At 43.8% G+C, this 15,869-nt stretch carries 15 protein-coding genes; 6 read left to right on the forward strand and 9 right to left on the reverse strand.

What is annotated here, in order from left to right; all coding sequences use genetic code 11:
- Positions 1 to 127 precede the first annotated feature (127 nt).
- Positions 128 to 574 carry an META domain-containing protein gene (locus tag R7O03_RS06555; protein WP_042522007.1) on the reverse strand — a complete coding sequence of 149 codons (447 nt, stop codon included), beginning with the start codon at positions 572 to 574 and terminating at the stop codon, positions 128 to 130.
- Positions 575 to 758: 184 nt separating this feature from the next.
- Between R7O03_RS06555 and R7O03_RS06560 the strand changes: the two genes are divergently transcribed.
- Positions 759 to 1,007: a DUF1289 domain-containing protein gene (locus R7O03_RS06560; RefSeq protein WP_005378062.1), complete on the forward strand. Its 249-nt coding sequence runs from the start codon at positions 759 to 761 to the stop codon at positions 1,005 to 1,007.
- A 134-nt stretch (positions 1,008 to 1,141) separates the two neighbouring features.
- Here R7O03_RS06560 and R7O03_RS06565 read toward each other — a convergent pair whose 3' ends face one another.
- The gene (locus tag R7O03_RS06565; protein WP_005386686.1) at positions 1,142 to 1,363 is read right to left on the reverse strand and encodes a hypothetical protein; all 222 of its coding nucleotides are present in this window, start codon (positions 1,361 to 1,363) and stop codon (positions 1,142 to 1,144) included.
- Positions 1,364 to 1,778: 415 nt separating this feature from the next.
- Positions 1,779 to 3,467, reverse strand: a complete 1,689-nt coding sequence (gene ushA, locus R7O03_RS06570; protein WP_239931978.1) for a bifunctional UDP-sugar hydrolase/5'-nucleotidase UshA — start codon at positions 3,465 to 3,467, stop codon at positions 1,779 to 1,781.
- A gap of 751 nt (positions 3,468 to 4,218) precedes the next feature.
- Here ushA and R7O03_RS06575 point away from each other — a divergent pair.
- Entirely contained in the window at positions 4,219 to 4,734 is a 516-nt protein-coding gene (locus tag R7O03_RS06575; protein ID WP_318131603.1) for a GNAT family N-acetyltransferase, read from the forward strand.
- 147 nt (positions 4,735 to 4,881) lie between these two features.
- Here R7O03_RS06575 and rplY read toward each other — a convergent pair whose 3' ends face one another.
- The 5 genes from rplY to R7O03_RS06600 all read right to left on the reverse strand — a co-directional run bounded on the left by rplY (position 4,882) and on the right by R7O03_RS06600 (position 9,792).
- Positions 4,882 to 5,160, reverse strand: coding sequence for a 50S ribosomal protein L25 (gene rplY / locus R7O03_RS06580; protein WP_005378066.1), 279 nt, complete (start codon positions 5,158 to 5,160; stop codon positions 4,882 to 4,884).
- 284 nt (positions 5,161 to 5,444) lie between these two features.
- The gene (locus R7O03_RS06585) at positions 5,445 to 6,794 is read right to left on the reverse strand and encodes an ATP-binding protein (RefSeq protein WP_005378071.1); all 1,350 of its coding nucleotides are present in this window, start codon (positions 6,792 to 6,794) and stop codon (positions 5,445 to 5,447) included.
- A complete protein-coding gene (locus R7O03_RS06590; protein ID WP_005378073.1) occupies positions 6,784 to 7,443 on the reverse strand; it encodes a response regulator transcription factor in 660 nt (219 codons plus the stop codon). The genes R7O03_RS06585 and R7O03_RS06590 overlap by 11 nt, the downstream gene beginning before the upstream one ends.
- 76 nt (positions 7,444 to 7,519) lie before the next feature.
- A complete protein-coding gene (locus tag R7O03_RS06595) occupies positions 7,520 to 7,885 on the reverse strand; it encodes a PepSY domain-containing protein (protein ID WP_372036143.1) in 366 nt (121 codons plus the stop codon).
- Between the two features lie 155 nt (positions 7,886 to 8,040).
- A complete protein-coding gene (locus R7O03_RS06600; RefSeq protein WP_021707635.1) occupies positions 8,041 to 9,792 on the reverse strand; it encodes a DEAD/DEAH box helicase in 1,752 nt (583 codons plus the stop codon).
- Positions 9,793 to 9,913: 121 nt separating this feature from the next.
- Here R7O03_RS06600 and rsuA point away from each other — a divergent pair, with 121 nt between their 5' ends.
- The 3 genes from rsuA (at position 9,914) to R7O03_RS06615 (ending at position 12,916) form a co-directional block, all read left to right on the forward strand.
- A complete protein-coding gene (rsuA, locus tag R7O03_RS06605; RefSeq protein ID WP_262668602.1) occupies positions 9,914 to 10,615 on the forward strand; it encodes a 16S rRNA pseudouridine(516) synthase RsuA in 702 nt (233 codons plus the stop codon).
- A 436-nt stretch (positions 10,616 to 11,051) separates the two neighbouring features.
- Positions 11,052 to 12,254 carry a Bcr/CflA family multidrug efflux MFS transporter gene (locus R7O03_RS06610; RefSeq protein ID WP_017820848.1) on the forward strand — a complete coding sequence of 401 codons (1,203 nt, stop codon included), beginning with the start codon at positions 11,052 to 11,054 and terminating at the stop codon, positions 12,252 to 12,254.
- Complete coding sequence (locus R7O03_RS06615) at positions 12,254 to 12,916, forward strand: DUF2913 family protein (RefSeq protein WP_005378053.1); 663 nt, start codon at positions 12,254 to 12,256, stop codon at positions 12,914 to 12,916. Before R7O03_RS06610 ends, R7O03_RS06615 begins: the two co-directional genes overlap by 1 nt.
- A gap of 30 nt (positions 12,917 to 12,946) precedes the next feature.
- Here R7O03_RS06615 and R7O03_RS06620 read toward each other — a convergent pair whose 3' ends face one another.
- Positions 12,947 to 14,398: a DUF2867 domain-containing protein gene (locus R7O03_RS06620; protein WP_064353822.1), complete on the reverse strand. Its 1,452-nt coding sequence runs from the start codon at positions 14,396 to 14,398 to the stop codon at positions 12,947 to 12,949.
- A 94-nt stretch (positions 14,399 to 14,492) separates the two neighbouring features.
- On the opposite strand from R7O03_RS06620, the gene R7O03_RS06625 reads away from it, so the two are divergent.
- Positions 14,493 to 15,869, forward strand: coding sequence for an MATE family efflux transporter (locus R7O03_RS06625; protein ID WP_104979009.1), 1,377 nt, complete (start codon positions 14,493 to 14,495; stop codon positions 15,867 to 15,869).

Below are 15,869 nucleotides of genomic sequence, written 5' to 3' on the forward strand. Positions count from 1 at the left end.
TGAGTAGTTTTACAGGCAAAGCCGAAACGGATGATAACCACCTACTGAAGTAGGTGGTTTAGGGCTGAAAATAAAAAAAGCAGCCGTTCGGCTGCTTTAAGATACTATCTGGTTTACTTAGTTGGGATTAGTTTACCCAGTCACGTAGTGTAAACGTCAATTCGTGATCGGCACTTTTCAGAACAAGACCATCTGTAGTTAGCGTGATATCGCTCCAGTTAGATAGTGTTTGTGTCATTGCGTTTTCGATCTTCATTTGATCTTCCATACACATCTTCATGGTCATGCCCATTTTTTCGATGCGTAGTTGGTTGTTTTTCAGCTCGGCTTGACCGAAGAAGTTGTTACAACCTGCGTTGCCGTTTGCGGTTAGATTTTCACCGATTTCTAGGCGAGCCGCTTTTTGGTGTTCGTCTAGAACGATATTTTTGCCATCAACTTGAACAAGTTCCCAGTTGTGGTGCTGCAAATCTTGAGCCGTTATTTCTTTCACATCATCACCGTTGCTAGCACAAGCAGTCATAAGAACAGGGAGAGAGATTGCTGTAACTAACGTTTTTAGGCTAAGCTTCATTTTATAGACTCCGTTTTTATAAACGCGGTAAGTATAAGTAATAAAACACTGTTTTTGTCAGCATAAGGTTATGGTTTCGTATGTTTTTGACATAACGAAGTATATAGCAAGTTTTGTTGCTGACTAATCTTCTCATTATTTAAACTAGGCCAATACGCCCTAATATGGAAAGAGCGGTTTTAGTATGGAGCAACTGGAGTTTTTTACTGTCCCAAGCCCTTGTGTTGGAGTATGTACCTCCGATGAAAAAGGGTATTGCAAGGGGTGTATGAGAAAGAGAGAGGAAAGGTTTAATTGGCTTAACTTAACCCCCGCTCAGCAGTTGCACGTTATTAAGTTGTGTCGTCAAAGGTACAGAAGAAAGATGTTGGCAGGGAAGACGAAGCCAGAACAGCTTCAAGATGAGTCATCGCCTCAACAAGACTTATTCTAGAACTCTTGTTCAGTCTGTGGGTTACGCCTTCGCTTTCGGTTCTGATTAGGCTTTTACATATTCCCGGTCCGGCAAGGTGTCCTTTAAGAACCGGGAATCTCCTATCCATTTTCCCTATAAAGCGGTAATTGGCGTTATTTCATCGACCAACGGTCGCTAACCCAGCCTCCCGCTTGTTCGTCGAAGTGATTTCCTGAAAATCGATGATTGAATTCAACATCTAATTTACTTGTTGGGCGTTCATCCATGAGTTGATGAATGTATCTCGCCATAGGATCCGTACAAGCTTCACGCTCTCTACGGGTAACTACTTCTTTGATCATTTGGAGTCTGTAGCTATTGCTGGCTCGTTTCATTTTTGACCTCCAGAACTCGATGGCAGCAGTTTGAACACATTGACGTCCAGATCGCTGCTCATTAGTGTGCGCGTGGAGGCACATCACCATCGTTTGAAGTCCAAAGACAAATTGTTTGAGAGCAGTGTTTGTAACGCCATTCACATCTTTCTCAGAATCATTGACTGTGCGATTGAAAATGTTTCGCGAAATTTAGCCGATGAACCTGCATATTTAAAAGACCTTATCAAACATAGAAGCCCAACACAGGGGCGTCAATAACACAAATGAACAATTTTTGAACATATTGTGAAGGTGGAGAGTTTTCAGTAATTTATCGAAAATAAAAAACCGAAGCACAAAGCTTCGGTTTTAAGGAAAGCCCTGACGAAATTGCTTGTAAAAGCTCTTAGCGCCAGGGGTAAGGTGTTGAGTATTAGCTACCAGTTGCAGGACAACCTTTTACTGGTTGGCCATTACTGAAGTACTTGACGTTCTCTAAGTTATTGTTGTAGTTATCCGCAGAGATTTGTGGGTTGTTTACGAAGAACTCGCGCAAAACGTATGCATCGGTTAGCTGTGTAGATTGAACATCGATGATTGGATAGTTATCGCCACCAGCAGCACTGAAGCTGATTACAGAGAATGTGTACGTTTCGTTTAGATCGAAGCCTTTATTGTTAATATCGGTAATGGTTACTGAGCCAGCATCACAGTTTACATCTAAAGTGATGTTATCTAGTTGAGCGTAAGCACCAGACCCTGCAGATTTCGTCGCAACCACGTCTAGGTATTCTTTAACTTCTTTACCTGTCATAGTTGCTTTAGTCACGAAGTTACCAAATGGCTGAACCGTTAGTACGTCACGGTAAGTGATATCACCATCTTGGATTGAATCACGCACGCCGCCAGAGTTCATCACACCAAAGTCAGCATTTACCGTTTTGTAAGTACGGTATGCCTCGCCGAGTAGGTGACCTAGGTTAGTTTGTTGAGAGCGAACTACGTTACGATCACCTTCTAACTTACCCGTCGTATTAGAAATCTTCTCATCTAATAACTCTTGACCTTGTTGTTGGTATGGCAGTAGTAACGCTTTTACTGTTGCATCTTGTTGAATTCGTTCACCGATAACTTCATCGTTTTCGTCTAGAAGGTTTACAGGAATCAGTGCGTAGTTCGCTAAGTGAAGCTTGCCGTCGTAGTATTCGAAGTCAGCACGACCCACATATTTACCCCACTCATGCGCTTGCATAATCCAAGTGCCTTTTTGTTGGTCTGGGGCACAATCATCCCCAGGTTTGAAATCAGCATACTCATTGGTACCTGGTTCCATACATACAGGGTTTTGTGAGTGACCACCGATGATAGCGTTTAGCTGTCCTTCTTCAAGAGAGCGAGCGAGTTTAACGTCACCTGGTGCTTCACTACCGTTTTTGCCATCTTCGTAGTGACCCATGTGCGTCGTTGCAAATACTAGGTCTACCTTTTCGTTCTCTTCGATTTCCTTCAGTACCTTTTTGATTTCTACTTGAGGGTCTTCGAAGTGGATGTTTGATACGTTGTCTGGATTGACTAGCTTCGCAGTGTCTTGCGTTGTTAGACCAATAACAGCGATCTTAAGGCCGTTGATAGTAAATACTTTGTAAGGGTCGAAGTAACGCTCGTTTGTATCTTTTTTATAGATATTCGCAGCCAGCATAGGGAAGTCAGCTAGCTCGGCTTGCATATCGAGAATATCTAGTGAGTTATCAAATTCGTGGTTACCGACAGCCATTGCATCGTAACCAAGTAGGTTCATCCCTACGAAGTCTGGAACCGCATCTTGCATGTCTGATTCTGGTACACCGGTATTAATATCACCGCCAGATAGCAGAATGGTTTCACCGCCTTTTGCTTCGACTTCTGCGCGGATAGATTCGATTAAAGTGTGACGCGCAGCCATGCCGTATTCGCCGTCGCTGTTATGCCAAAAGCGACCATGGTTATCGTTAGTGTGGAGAACGGTGAACTTAGTACAAGAATCTGCAGTCTCGCAGGTTACTGGAGAATTGTCGCTGTCTGAGCCGCATCCTGCTAGCGCAGCGCCCACTGCCACTACCAAAAGAGATTTGGAAAACTTCATAAGGGATCCTTTCTTTGTGATTTTGTTATTGTTACGGCGTGAAATATACGGAATTAATGTGAAACTTTAGTGATCTATCTCTTATTTATACTTCTATCGGAGAAATGAATTAATAAGCCTGCAAACTACGTCTATAAATAAACAGAATTGGTATTTAGTATTTATTTTATATAGCTAGCTCTTTTTTTTGTGAGGTAGTTAATTGAATGTGTGTTGTTTATGTGAATCAATGCGCATTTTTGCGAAGTATTACGCTGATTTTGGTGATAATTTTGCCAAGTTTATGTTTTCCCTAATAGGTATGACACAAATCGTTATAAATTTTCGCTCTAATGATGAGGGGCTCGGTTTGTATGCATAATGAACAGCACAGAATTGAAACTCATTTGATTATGGCTTTATTCTGCCTAACTCTATCAAAAATTGTATTTATCTCTTTACTATAATTGCGATCGTTTAGAAACCTTATGCTTTAGGCATCGTTTATTTATCCTCATCCGATACCTTATCGTGCTTATTCCGCATTTGACACTTGAGTGTTTAAACAAATAGATTCAACCTAATGAGTCAAAATGAAAAGTAAATAATGGATCGTTCTTCTTCGAATATTATGATGTGAACTATCATTTAATTAATGAAAATGAAATGGATTAATGTAAAGCGTTGCGACTGTAGCTGTTATCTTTGAGCTTTGGTTTAAAGGGTAGGGTTAAAAGAATTTGTAAGTGGTGAACGCTAATAAAGGATGCTTATGAGATACACAGTAAGGGACGCACTCAAAAAGGAAGCAGCCCAAATCGCCAAGATACACGTTGATTCTTGGCAGGTGGCGTATAAAGGATTAATGTCAAAGAGCTACATAGAGCAGTTTACGATTGAGCGTCGAGAAAGGATGTGGGCGCGAGTGATGACGGAGCAACTGGCCCAATTGATCGTAGTTGAGAGGCAAGGAGAAATTGTTGGCTTTTTAAGTTACGAGTTACCTAACCACACCAGCGAAGATAAAACGGCATTAGTGACATGTTGCTACGTTACGCCGCTACATTATGGGCAAGGAGCAGGAAGTGCACTGTTAGATGAGTTAGAGACACGTTTGCTCTCTACGTCAGTTATGCAGATCAGTTTGAAAGCATTGGATACTAATCAACAGGGGCTTAACTTTTACAAGAAGTGTGGTTTTGTGTGTACTGGAGATGAAGAGTCGGAAGTGATTGAGAGTATGACGCTGACCGATCTCACTTTAGTGAAGTATATTGCCCGTTCATAAATCAAATGCTATATGCCAAATATAGTAAAACCCCGGAGGTGGTAAGACTCCGGGGTTTTGAAATTTTGTAGATGTCTCGGTTGGTAAGTCCGATTATCTTTTATGCAAAAGGTTTGGATTTAATCCGATTAATTCCTTGGTAGGGAATTAGATACGGATGAAGTCCATGTGTTCAACTTTTGGCTTGAACGCGTGACGTTGAACGTCTTGTGGCTTAACTTTAACTTCTTTGCCATCGATAACTAGAACGATGCCTTCGTAGAATTCAGGCTTGTCCATTTGGTTTACGATGTCGTCGTGGTTAAGAACGATAGCTACTGCTGCTTCTTCACCGCCGTATACAACTGCAGGGAATTTGCCAGCGTGACGTAGGCGGCGGCTCGCACCTTTACCTAGTTCAGTACGTACTACTGCTTCGAATTTCATAGTATTTACTCTCAAATTAGTAAAAATCAAATGTTCACAATCAACAATGCGACCTTGTTGTTCGTGGTAAAGCTTGAAACAGGAACTGTTCAAGCGAGCGCGGATACTATCATTCCACTTATAAATGGGCAACCCAAATCGTATCCAAATCAACAAAAAGGTATGATTTAGCGGGGTGGAAGGCTATCCCTTTTAACGCTTTGCTTGGATTTTGTTCACATCGACTTCATTTTCATCGGTTTACTAATCATGGTCCGAAGAACAAAGTTTATGTGTTATATGCTTTATGTTCGGCTGAGATGTAAGACTAAAGATGCTTTTAATCCACCTAAAGCGCTTGTATCCAATGTTAATTGACCTCGGTAACTGTGTGCCATTTCACTGACTATGTTTAGACCAAGACCTGAGCCAGGGGTTGTTTCATCCAATCTAACTCCTCTCTTGATTACTTGACTCAGTTTCTCTTTAGGGATGCCTGGCCCATCATCTTCAATAATGATGTGTATATTTTCCTTATCCTGAGAGGAGTGCACACGAATCATGCTGTTGGCCCACTTATAGCCATTTTCTAGCAAGTTACCTAGCATTTCATCGAGATCGGTCTGCTCTACTGCTACATTCAGCTCTGAATCAAGTTCATTAATTAAGGTAATGCTTCGGCTCGCATACACTTTATCAAACGCCATTGAGATAGCATCCACACGATCTGCTGGGTTCGACTTCACTGATAATATGTTCATCGATCCGGCCATACGGGCACGACCCAAATGGTAATCGATATGGTCTTGTATTTGATTGATTGGAGCTCGGAGACGGGATTGTGCCTCAGGTTCTAACGTCTGAACTTCATTTTTTAGAACAGAAAGTGGCGTTTTAAGTGCATGAGATAGGTTACCTGCATGATTGCGAGCTCTCTCTAGTAATTCTTGGTAATGGAACAGCAGAGCGTTGAGGTCGAAGATTAGAGGAGAAATCTCTTTTGGGTAGGTTTCTTCTAGACTCTTTTTATTACCAGACTTCAGCTCGGCTAATTCTTTTTGTAGCTTTGTAAGCGGACTCAATGACCAAGCAATTTGCAGTAAAATGACGGTAAGCACGCCCGCGAATAATAAACCCAAAATAAGCCAAAGTTGGCCGATTAACGTCTGAAGGGTATTTTTAATGGGCTCTTCGTCAATACCAATAATAATGTGAATAGGACCATCGTAATCAGGAAGATACAGCGCTTTTTCTAGCGTAATTAGTTTTTCGCCTCTTGCTCCATACGCATCTTTATCCAAACCTTTGTATTCGATTTTTTTGTCCCACAACGAACGAGAACGTTCGAGGCTTGCCTCTGTAGAGGCGCTCCAATACAAACCACTGTAAGGTCGGTTAAATCGAGGGTCTGATAGCTGAGCTGCGAGTGAAAGATGCCCGGTGTTATCGACTTCTAACTGTGCGGCGACTTCATCCATAAAAATGCTGAGCTGTGAGCGAGTGTCATCAACCATATAGTTGTAGACCTGCGTCGGTATCGTCACACCAGCGGCGAGGATCATTGCCGTTAACCAAACGATCGCCGCTAAAACGAGGCGACTTTTGATACTCAGTCGTTTTATTGCGTTCAACGGTAGCCTGTTTCTATTCGGCATTTAATTGGTATCCCAACCCTCGGACAGTTTTGATGATCTTTGGTGCGATTTTTTTGCGAATTCGGCCGATAAAAACTTCGATTGTGTTGGAGTCACGATCAAAGTCTTGTTTGTAAATGTGCTCGACGAGTTCGGTTCGAGAAATCACTTTTTCCGGGTTATGCATAAAGTAAGCGACCACTTTATACTCTAGCGCCGTCAAGCTTACCGCTTGCCCTTGCCACATGACTTTAGAAGTGCGTGTATCCAAGCTCAAGTCGCCAATTTGCATCACAGGAGAGGCATTACCAGAGGCTCTTCGTAGCTGTGCACGAATACGAGCGATAAGCTCAACCATTTCAAATGGTTTAGTTAGGTAATCGTCTGCACCTGCGTTTAAGCCTTCAACTCGCTGCGTTAGGGTGTCGCGAGCGCTTAGAATCACGACAGGAGTATTAATGTTTTCATCTCGGATGCCTTTTAGGACGGTAAGACCATCCAGTTTTGGCAAGCCGAGGTCAAGAACAATGGCGTCCCATTCTTCCGAAGTCGCGCGATACAGAGCGTCTATGCCATCTTGGGACAATTCTGGTACCCAGCCGGTACTTTCTAATGTTTCGATGATTTGCTCGCCTAAACGAGGATCATCTTCAACAACAAGTATTTTCATATTGATGATTCTTATTATGTTTGGATTTTTATCGAAGTAAGCTACGCATCGTGTCTGGATTACGCATTAGACAAGTTTAGTTGTTTTGCGGCTTTAACGCTTTGTTAAAGCTGCGACCTTTGATCTCAAGCATTTCCAGCGTGGCGGCGTCGTACTCAACTTTCAGGACGCTATTGTTGTACAGAATTTTCAATTCATACACCCAAGCATCATCATCTTCTTCAAGCTCGACCTTGATGATGCGGCCGTATAGGTCGTTTTCTACTGCGGCGTAAAGTTCCGAAAATGGTCGTATATATCCTTGTTGAACCGCGCGGTAGACCTCATCTTGATCTTCATCGAATTCGATGCGTGTTCCTGGCTTTTCGACATCTTGCACGATGGCGTGGCCATTTTGTGATGTGTACTCGTTGTCATGCTTGGCAAAACTTGGTGCACACATGAATGTCGCAATAAGGCCGAAAAGTAACGCAGAATGTAGAGAAGTCGTTGCTTTATACATAGTCAAACCTTTTCTGGAGCGTTAGCCGCAGTATATCGGATATAGATGAACAGAGAGTGAATCAGCTAATTAAGTTTTGCCATGTGTTGTGGATGTTATTTCAACTCATCTTCAAAAATTTTATCTCGCAGCTTCCAAAAGCGACCAGATTTTCTAGCAATAACAAACTGAGGCAAACGGAAACGATGTTGATTAGCGACAACGCGTGTCGGTGAAGCCTCTTCAAAAGGACGATGCTTGTCTGCTAAGTGGGGGCGTACGAACTGATCTTTAAACGTTTGTTTTTGTTTTTTGGTACTCAATGACCAAAACTCATGAACTAACGCATTGCCTTCGCCTTGGTATGGTTCACCAGAATACGTCACCTTTAGCTGAGATTTACCATCACTGGACTTAAATACAGATAGGTCCATTTCTGTGCATTCAAAGATCAATGCATCTTTGAGATTAAGGGCTTCTTTTAGCTTTTTATCTGGGTCAACGAGCGTCGCGTCACACTCATGACAAATTCGTGCAGCGATATCGTTGTCCGCACCACATTCACCACAGTATTTGGCACGGAAACGGTATCCACAGTGTTCACGTTCGCCAGTGTCTTCATCTTCAAAGTAACCTTGGCAACGTCTGCCAAAGTGTTCAACCAAGAAACCGTTACTATCCAACTTACCCCAGAAGTTGTTATTGAATCCGCAAGCCGGGCAAGGAATCGTGATAATTTCACTGTCAGAGTCTGGTTTGGGATCACCGACTTCAGGTTGGTATAAATCGTAGCTGTTGCCTGCGTAATCAAGCACTAAACATTCTGATTTTCCGTCTGATAAGCGTAATCCTCGTCCTACTATCTGTTGGTACAGACTGACTGACTCTGTTGGTCGCAAAATCGCGATTAAATCGACATGCGGCGCATCAAAACCGGTTGTCAGTACCGAAACATTGACCAAGTATTTTATTTGACGATTCTTGAACGCTTGGATGATCGCATCGCGCTCCGGCGTAGGTGTATCACCAATGACGATTTCAGTTTCGCCTTCTGGCAATAAACTGTGTATCTCCTGTGCGTGTCGAACAGTTGCAGCGAAGATCATGACACCTTGACGCTCTTTCGCATATTGCATGATTTGCTCAACAATTTGCGGAGTCGCACGTTTGGCTTTATCGATCACCATGTCCATTTCTGCTTCTTTGTAGCGTCCGGTGTTAGCGGGCTTCAGCTGAGAGAAGTCGTAAGACAAAACGGGGGCATCCATCATGCGGGCTGGAGTGAGGAAGTTTTCGTCGAGCAAGTAACGGATCGGCAGTTCGAAAATACAATCGCGGAAGAATCGAGGCTCTTCTGTTCGCACTTGACCTCGGGTGTGATACTGATAAATCCAGCCCATTCCTAAACGATAGGGCGTTGCAGTTAGTCCCAGCACCTTAATGCCAGGGTTCAGTTCTCGTAAGTGAGTAATAACTTTTTGGTAGCTGCTGTTTTTGTCATCTGGCACACGATGGCACTCATCAATAACGAGCAGAGAAAACTGGTTTTTGAACGAATCTAAGTTACGTACGACCGATTGAACCGAAGCAAACACGACTTGCTGGTCAGTTTCTTTTCGTCCCAATCCTGCTGAGAAGATAGAACCTTTTAAACCATAACCTTCATACTTCGCGTGGTTTTGCTCGACCAGTTCTTTTACGTGGGCGAGGACTAACACTCGTCCTTTCGCAAGGCGAGCAAGTTCTGCGATCACCAAGCTTTTTCCTGCACCGGTTGGCAGCACGATCACTGCTGGTGTCGAGTGTTTACGAAAGTAATGAATAACGGCTTTAACCGAGTCGGCTTGATAAGGACGAAGTGTGTACATGAAAATATGTGAAATTGCTCAACTATTCGAACGAGGAACGCTATAATACCTGACTTTTATACCCAAGTGACCTTTAAACCAAGATTTAGAGATCACTTGGGTATAATTCAATGAGGTATTCATGCGTTTAGATAAATATTTGTGTGACGCTCTGGGTGCAACACGCAAACAGGCAACAAAGATCATCAAAAGTGGAGACATCACCGTTGACGGTGAGGTTCAAAAAAGTGGTGCATTTAAAGTACCTGAAGGTGCGGAAGTGATGTGGGAAGACCGTGTTGTTGGTGCTCCTGGTCCTCGTTACATTATGTTGTATAAGCCTGCTGACTTTGTTTGTTCACATGAAGATGGCTACAACCAAACTGCATTCGCATTGCTTGATGAGCCTAAAATTGAAAACCTTCACTTTGCGGGCCGATTAGATGTCGACACAACTGGTTTAGTGTTGATTACGGATGATGGTAAGTGGTCTCACCGTATTACCTCACCTAAGCATAAGTGTGAGAAAACGTACCGTGTTTGGCTCGTCGATGCTATTCAGCCAGATTACGCGGAAAAGCTCGAACAAGGCATCATTTTGCGCAATGAATCAGAAGCAACATTGCCCGCTCGTTTGGAAATCGTGAACGAGGCCGAGAATGAAGTATTGTTAACTATCGTGGAAGGTAAGTATCACCAAGTGAAACGTATGTTCGCGGCGTTAGGAAATAAAGTTGAGTACTTACATCGTGAGCGTATTGGTTCTATCGAACTTGATGAGGCACTAGAACCAGGTGATTATCGCTACCTCACGCAAGAAGAAATTGATTCTATTTGGAATTAATTGTCAGCATGGGAAATTCTTTAGTTCCTAATAGGAACTAGTCTTTTGGTAGGAATTGGCTCAAAATAAATTTTCCTACCAAAATTAGTGCCTAGACAATTCCGGTGTGCTTACTCATCTCAGTGATATGCCTTTGCATTTAGCTGATGCATGCATACTCTTATTGCAAAGCCTTCGGCTACGGTGAATGGAATGATGGTGTCAACGCCATCATTTTTACTGCATTGTGTTTGTTTCCCATAAACACATTTCGCTTTCACATGCTTTTCTATGTCGAGTTCGTCAAGGTCACACCTTGGTACATATTTGCCCTTATGATTCTCGAACGTTGGATAGAACAGGTTTTTGGCTTCTACATTCAGCGATATGAGAACTTCCGTTATTTTCACTTTGTTCTGCAAGTATTGACGGTAGGGCTCCAACAAGAGGTAAAAGAATGACAGAAAAAGCTCAAAGTGCTCCGCAATCCCAAATCAGTTTTCTATTGTTTCTGGTACTAGGAGCGATTGGTGCTTTGACGCCTTTGGCGATCGATATGTATTTGCCTGCGATGCCGACAATTGCGAAAGATTTGGGGGTCGCGCCTGGCGCGGTTCAGATTACGTTGACGGCTTATACCGCGGGTTTTGCGATCGGCCAGTTAATTCACGGGCCGCTTGCTGATAGCTTTGGTCGCAGACCTGTGTTGATTTTAGGCGTACTTTTCTTCGGCTTGGCTGCTGTTGTGAGTGCGACAACAAATGGCATTGATGCGCTGACCTATGTACGTACGGCACAAGGTTTTGCTGGCGCGGCAGCGGCGGTCATTATCCAAGCTGTCGTGCGTGACATGTTTGACCGTGAAGACTTTGCACGCGCAATGTCCTTCGTTACTCTGGTCATTACTATTGCGCCGTTGGTGGCACCGATGATCGGTGGTCATCTCGCGATTTGGTTTGGTTGGCGTTCCATTTTTTGGGTATTAGCTATTTTCGCTGTAGTTGTGATTTTTCTCGTACTTTGGAAAATCCCTGAAACGTTACAGCCTGAAAATCGTCAGCCTCTTCGTTTCCGCACGACGCTGAGAAACTACGCCAGATTATGCTCCAATCCTGAAGCGATCGGTTTGATGCTCTCAGGTGCGTTTTCATTTTCCGGAATGTTTGCATTTTTGACGGCGGGTTCGTTTGTTTATATTGATTTATATGGTGTTCGACCAGACCACTTTGGTTACCTATTTGGTTTGAACATTGTGGCGATGATCATCATGACCAGTATTAATGGTCGCTTGGTGAAGAAAGTGGGTTCCCATGCCATGCTTCGTTTTGGGTTGTTCGTGCAACTTTTGGCGGGGATTGGTTTATTCGTAAGTTGGTTAATGGACTTCGGATTATGGGGCATTGTGCCTTTTGTTGTGCTGTTTATCGGTACATTGTCGACGATAGGTAGTAACGCGATGGCGCTGCTTTTAAGTGGTTACCCATCAATGGCGGGTACGGCGTCGTCTCTAGCGGGGACATTAAGATTCGGTATCGGTTCATTGGTTGGTGCGCTGGTGGCATCACTGCCCGGGAATGTTGCTTGGCCGATGATCATCGTGATGTTTGCTTGTTCTGTGCTTTCAGCACTGTTTTATTGGACTTTAGGAAGAAAGGCGTAATGTCGAATTACACCAAAGAAATTCAAAACTTGGTTAACTCAGCACTTGAAGAGTTAGATCAAGAGCATCGCTCAGGTAAGTTAGCCAATGCCCCTGTTGCGAATAACCATTATTTAGTACGTTGGGTAACAAAGGCGCTAAAATCACAACGTTTCGGACGTACGGTAGGCGATGACTTAACGCGTTGGCAAAAAGCAGGTCGCTCAAAGGGGAACGATGCTGGTTTGTTGTTTATCTTTAAACGTATTTCTGCTTTTTATGCGCAATTCTTCCCTGAAGGTGAAGACTCCAAAGTGTTCAAAGATTCAGATATTGAGTCTTTTCTTGATTTGATGGAGCAAGCAGGCTGGGAAGTCTCAACGTCTGAGCAACTGATTGGGTGCGGCAAAGTACAAATCTTCACTGAAGGTCAAAACTCTTTAGCGTTATGTGCAGACCAATGCGAAAGCTGTTTTGATGGCGAGTTGCTCGTAAAGCCAATGAGTTGGTTTGTACGTGGCAATCATGCTGAGTTTGTTGAGAAAGCAGCGCAAGCGGGCTTTATGGTACATAAGGTAACAGACTACAAATCGATGGTGAAATACCATGGCGAGTACCTTATTTTTCCAGCAAACGAAGGCAACCAGTTAGCCGAAATTCCACTCTCGTTCAAAGCTGACTAAAGTGACATTTTGAGTGTTTAGAAGCCCCTGTTATTGGGGCTTTTTGTTTTCTAAACGGTTTGCTTCTTTCGCGATGGCTTTGACCATGCCTTTAAATATGAAAAGATGGGCTGGCATCATTGCAAACCAATAAAGCAGCCCAAGAAACCCTTGCGGATGCCACCAGGCGGTAATATCCAATTCTCGTTCGTCACCGAGATCTTTGATGGTAATTTCTAAACGCCCAAGGCCTGGGCCTTTCATACCAAAAAACAGTGAAAGAAACTGATTGTTATCGCAGCGAATCACTTTCCAAGAGTCAATAAAATCACCGACTTTGAGCTCTGGTCCAGGAGGAGAAACGCGAATCGGTTTTCCACCGCCAAAAAAGATATCGAGCCATTCACGTGTACGCCACAAGATGTTGGCAAAGTAATAGCCTTTTTCGCGACTCCCGATCTTTTGCGCCACTTTCCATAATGCCGCAGCGGAGGCTTGAGTTTTAATGCTCGCTCCAGCTTGTTTTGGGTAATAGCCATATCCTGGTTGCCATCGACGAAGCGCTGCGGGTTCAAACCCCCAGACATTACTGCGTACAAATGTGCCTTCATCTTGAATGGTATCAGTTACCGCTTGCTCGTAGCTGATCAGCGTTTGAGGAAATCGTTCTTCAATCGCTTTGGAGTCTGCAATGTAGTCGTGCTCTAAGCCTGCAAGTAATGCTTTACCGATACTAGTTGGCACTGAGGTAACTAAACCTAGCCAGTACGATGCCATTTTCGGAGTAAGTAGCGGGGTCGACCACAACCGATACGGCTTGTTCGTGATTCGGCAAATGACCTTGAACTGCTCGCGGTAGCTAAGTGTATCTGGCCCTCCAACTTCATAAATTTCACTTTCTTCTGGATAGGGGGCTTCTGCTAACTTCAACAAATAGTGGTTGAGATTGGGCAAGGCGATAGGGTTCGCTTTTGAGTCGACCCATTTAGGCGCGATCAAAATAGGTAAGTTGTAGACAAAGTCACGCATGATTTCGAAAGCGGCAGAGCCGGGGCCGATGATAACGCCTGCACGCAATTCAGTTACTGGAATACCAGACTGTCGAATTATTTTTCCCGTGGCTTTACGAGCGGCTAAATGGCGAGAGTTTCCGGTTTGAGGTTGAATGGCACTCAAATAGATAACATGCTCGACGGAGCTTTGTTCCAACGCATATTTGAAGTTCAAAGCAAGGTTTAGTTCGTACTCAACAAAGTCATCACCTTGAGCCATCCCGTGCACGAGAAAAAATACTAAATCAAAATCGTTCACTACAGCCTTCGTGGTCTCTGCGTCAGCCAAGTCGAGATACCTTAACGTTAAATTAGGGTGAGGCTGAGTTCTTGACTCTAAATAATCAATATGTCGCGCCGCTGCTGTGACGGCGTAACCTTTATCTAAAAGTAACGGAAGAAGTTGAGAGCCAATGTAACCCGAGGCGCCTAGCACCAACACCTTTTTCATTATCTGTCCTTTTATCGTTGGTGGAATAAACACCACAGAGTATAATCATGAGACACTTTCCCCATTCTATCAATAAGTTGTCGTTGGAGCGCTTGTGACTTTTCTTTCTCAACTCTCAATACACGCAGATAAAGCATTCTTACGTCGTTTATTTGCAATCGCGTTACCAATTACACTGCAAAGCATGATGTTTTCAAGCCGAAGCCTCGTCGATGTTCTTATGCTTGGTCAACTTGGTGAAGCAGAAATTGCCGCAGTTGGAGTTGCTGCGCGCGCGACTTTCGTCACCACCATTATGTTAGTTGGGGTGACAACGGGTGGTGCATTGTTAACCGCTCAATATTGGGGGGCTGGCGATAAAGTTGGGGTGCGTCGCAGTACCGCTTTAACATGGATGATCGCAATGATGTTTGCTGCGATTGCTGTTGCTTTGTTTGTTGTTTTTCCACAGCCCATCATGAGTTTGACTACCGATTCACAAGAAGTGATTGAGCTAGGGGCCAGCTATCTCATTATTTCGTCGGTTAGCATGTTTGCTGTTGCATGTGTGGCCAGTATGTCGGTGGGCCTAAGGGCGATGCACCAACCAGGCTTAAGCACTTTTTTTAGTGGTATAGGCATTTTATCTAATGTGTTTCTTAACTGGGTTTTAATTTTTGGTCAATTAGGCTTTCCTGCTCTGGGTATTACGGGAGCAGCGATCGCAACGGTAATCAGTGGCGCGATCGAAGTAGGTTGCCTGTTTGGTTATCTATGGTTGAAAAAACACATAATCGCATTTGGTTGGGATGATATACGCGCAGGATTGGTCTTAGATAAAATTACGCGTTTCTTGAGCCTCTCTTTGCCAACCACATTTAACTTCTTGGCGTGGGCTGGTGGGCTGTTTGCTTATCACGCCATCATGGGGCAAGCAGGCGTACAAGGTTTGGCGGCACTTTCCGTAATGACACCTGTTGAGTCGATCGCATTGGCGATGATGATTGGCTTATCGAATGCGGCTGCAGTTCTAGTCGGGAACCAGCTCGGCGCTCGTAATTTTGAACCCGTTTATTATCAAGCATGGGCTACGGTCATTTTGAATGTGCTTATCGCATTTGTGGTCGCCATCTTGTTGATAGTGTCAAATCAATGGATCCTTAATGCGTTTAGTGCACTGACAACAGACACTCGCGAGCTAGCTGAACAGTTTATGGTGATTCTAGCGTTGGGTGTCGTGTTACGCTCGGTGCCGATGATGGCGATTGTTGGTGTATTACGCGCGGGCGGTGATGTTAAGTTTTGTTTGTATCAAGACATCTTGGCGCAGTGGGTGATCGGGATTCCACTCGCAGCATTTGCAGCGATTTATCTCAATTGGGACCCACAATGGGTTTACTTACTCTTTTTGACGGAAGAAGTTGTGAAGTGGGCGATTTGCTTGCCAAGAATGGTTAGCCGAAAATGGATGAAAAACCTGATTGGCCAGTAA

This window comes from Vibrio sp. Vb2960 (assembly GCF_033337665.1).
Taxonomy (GTDB): Bacteria; Pseudomonadota; Gammaproteobacteria; order Enterobacterales; family Vibrionaceae; genus Vibrio; species Vibrio alginolyticus.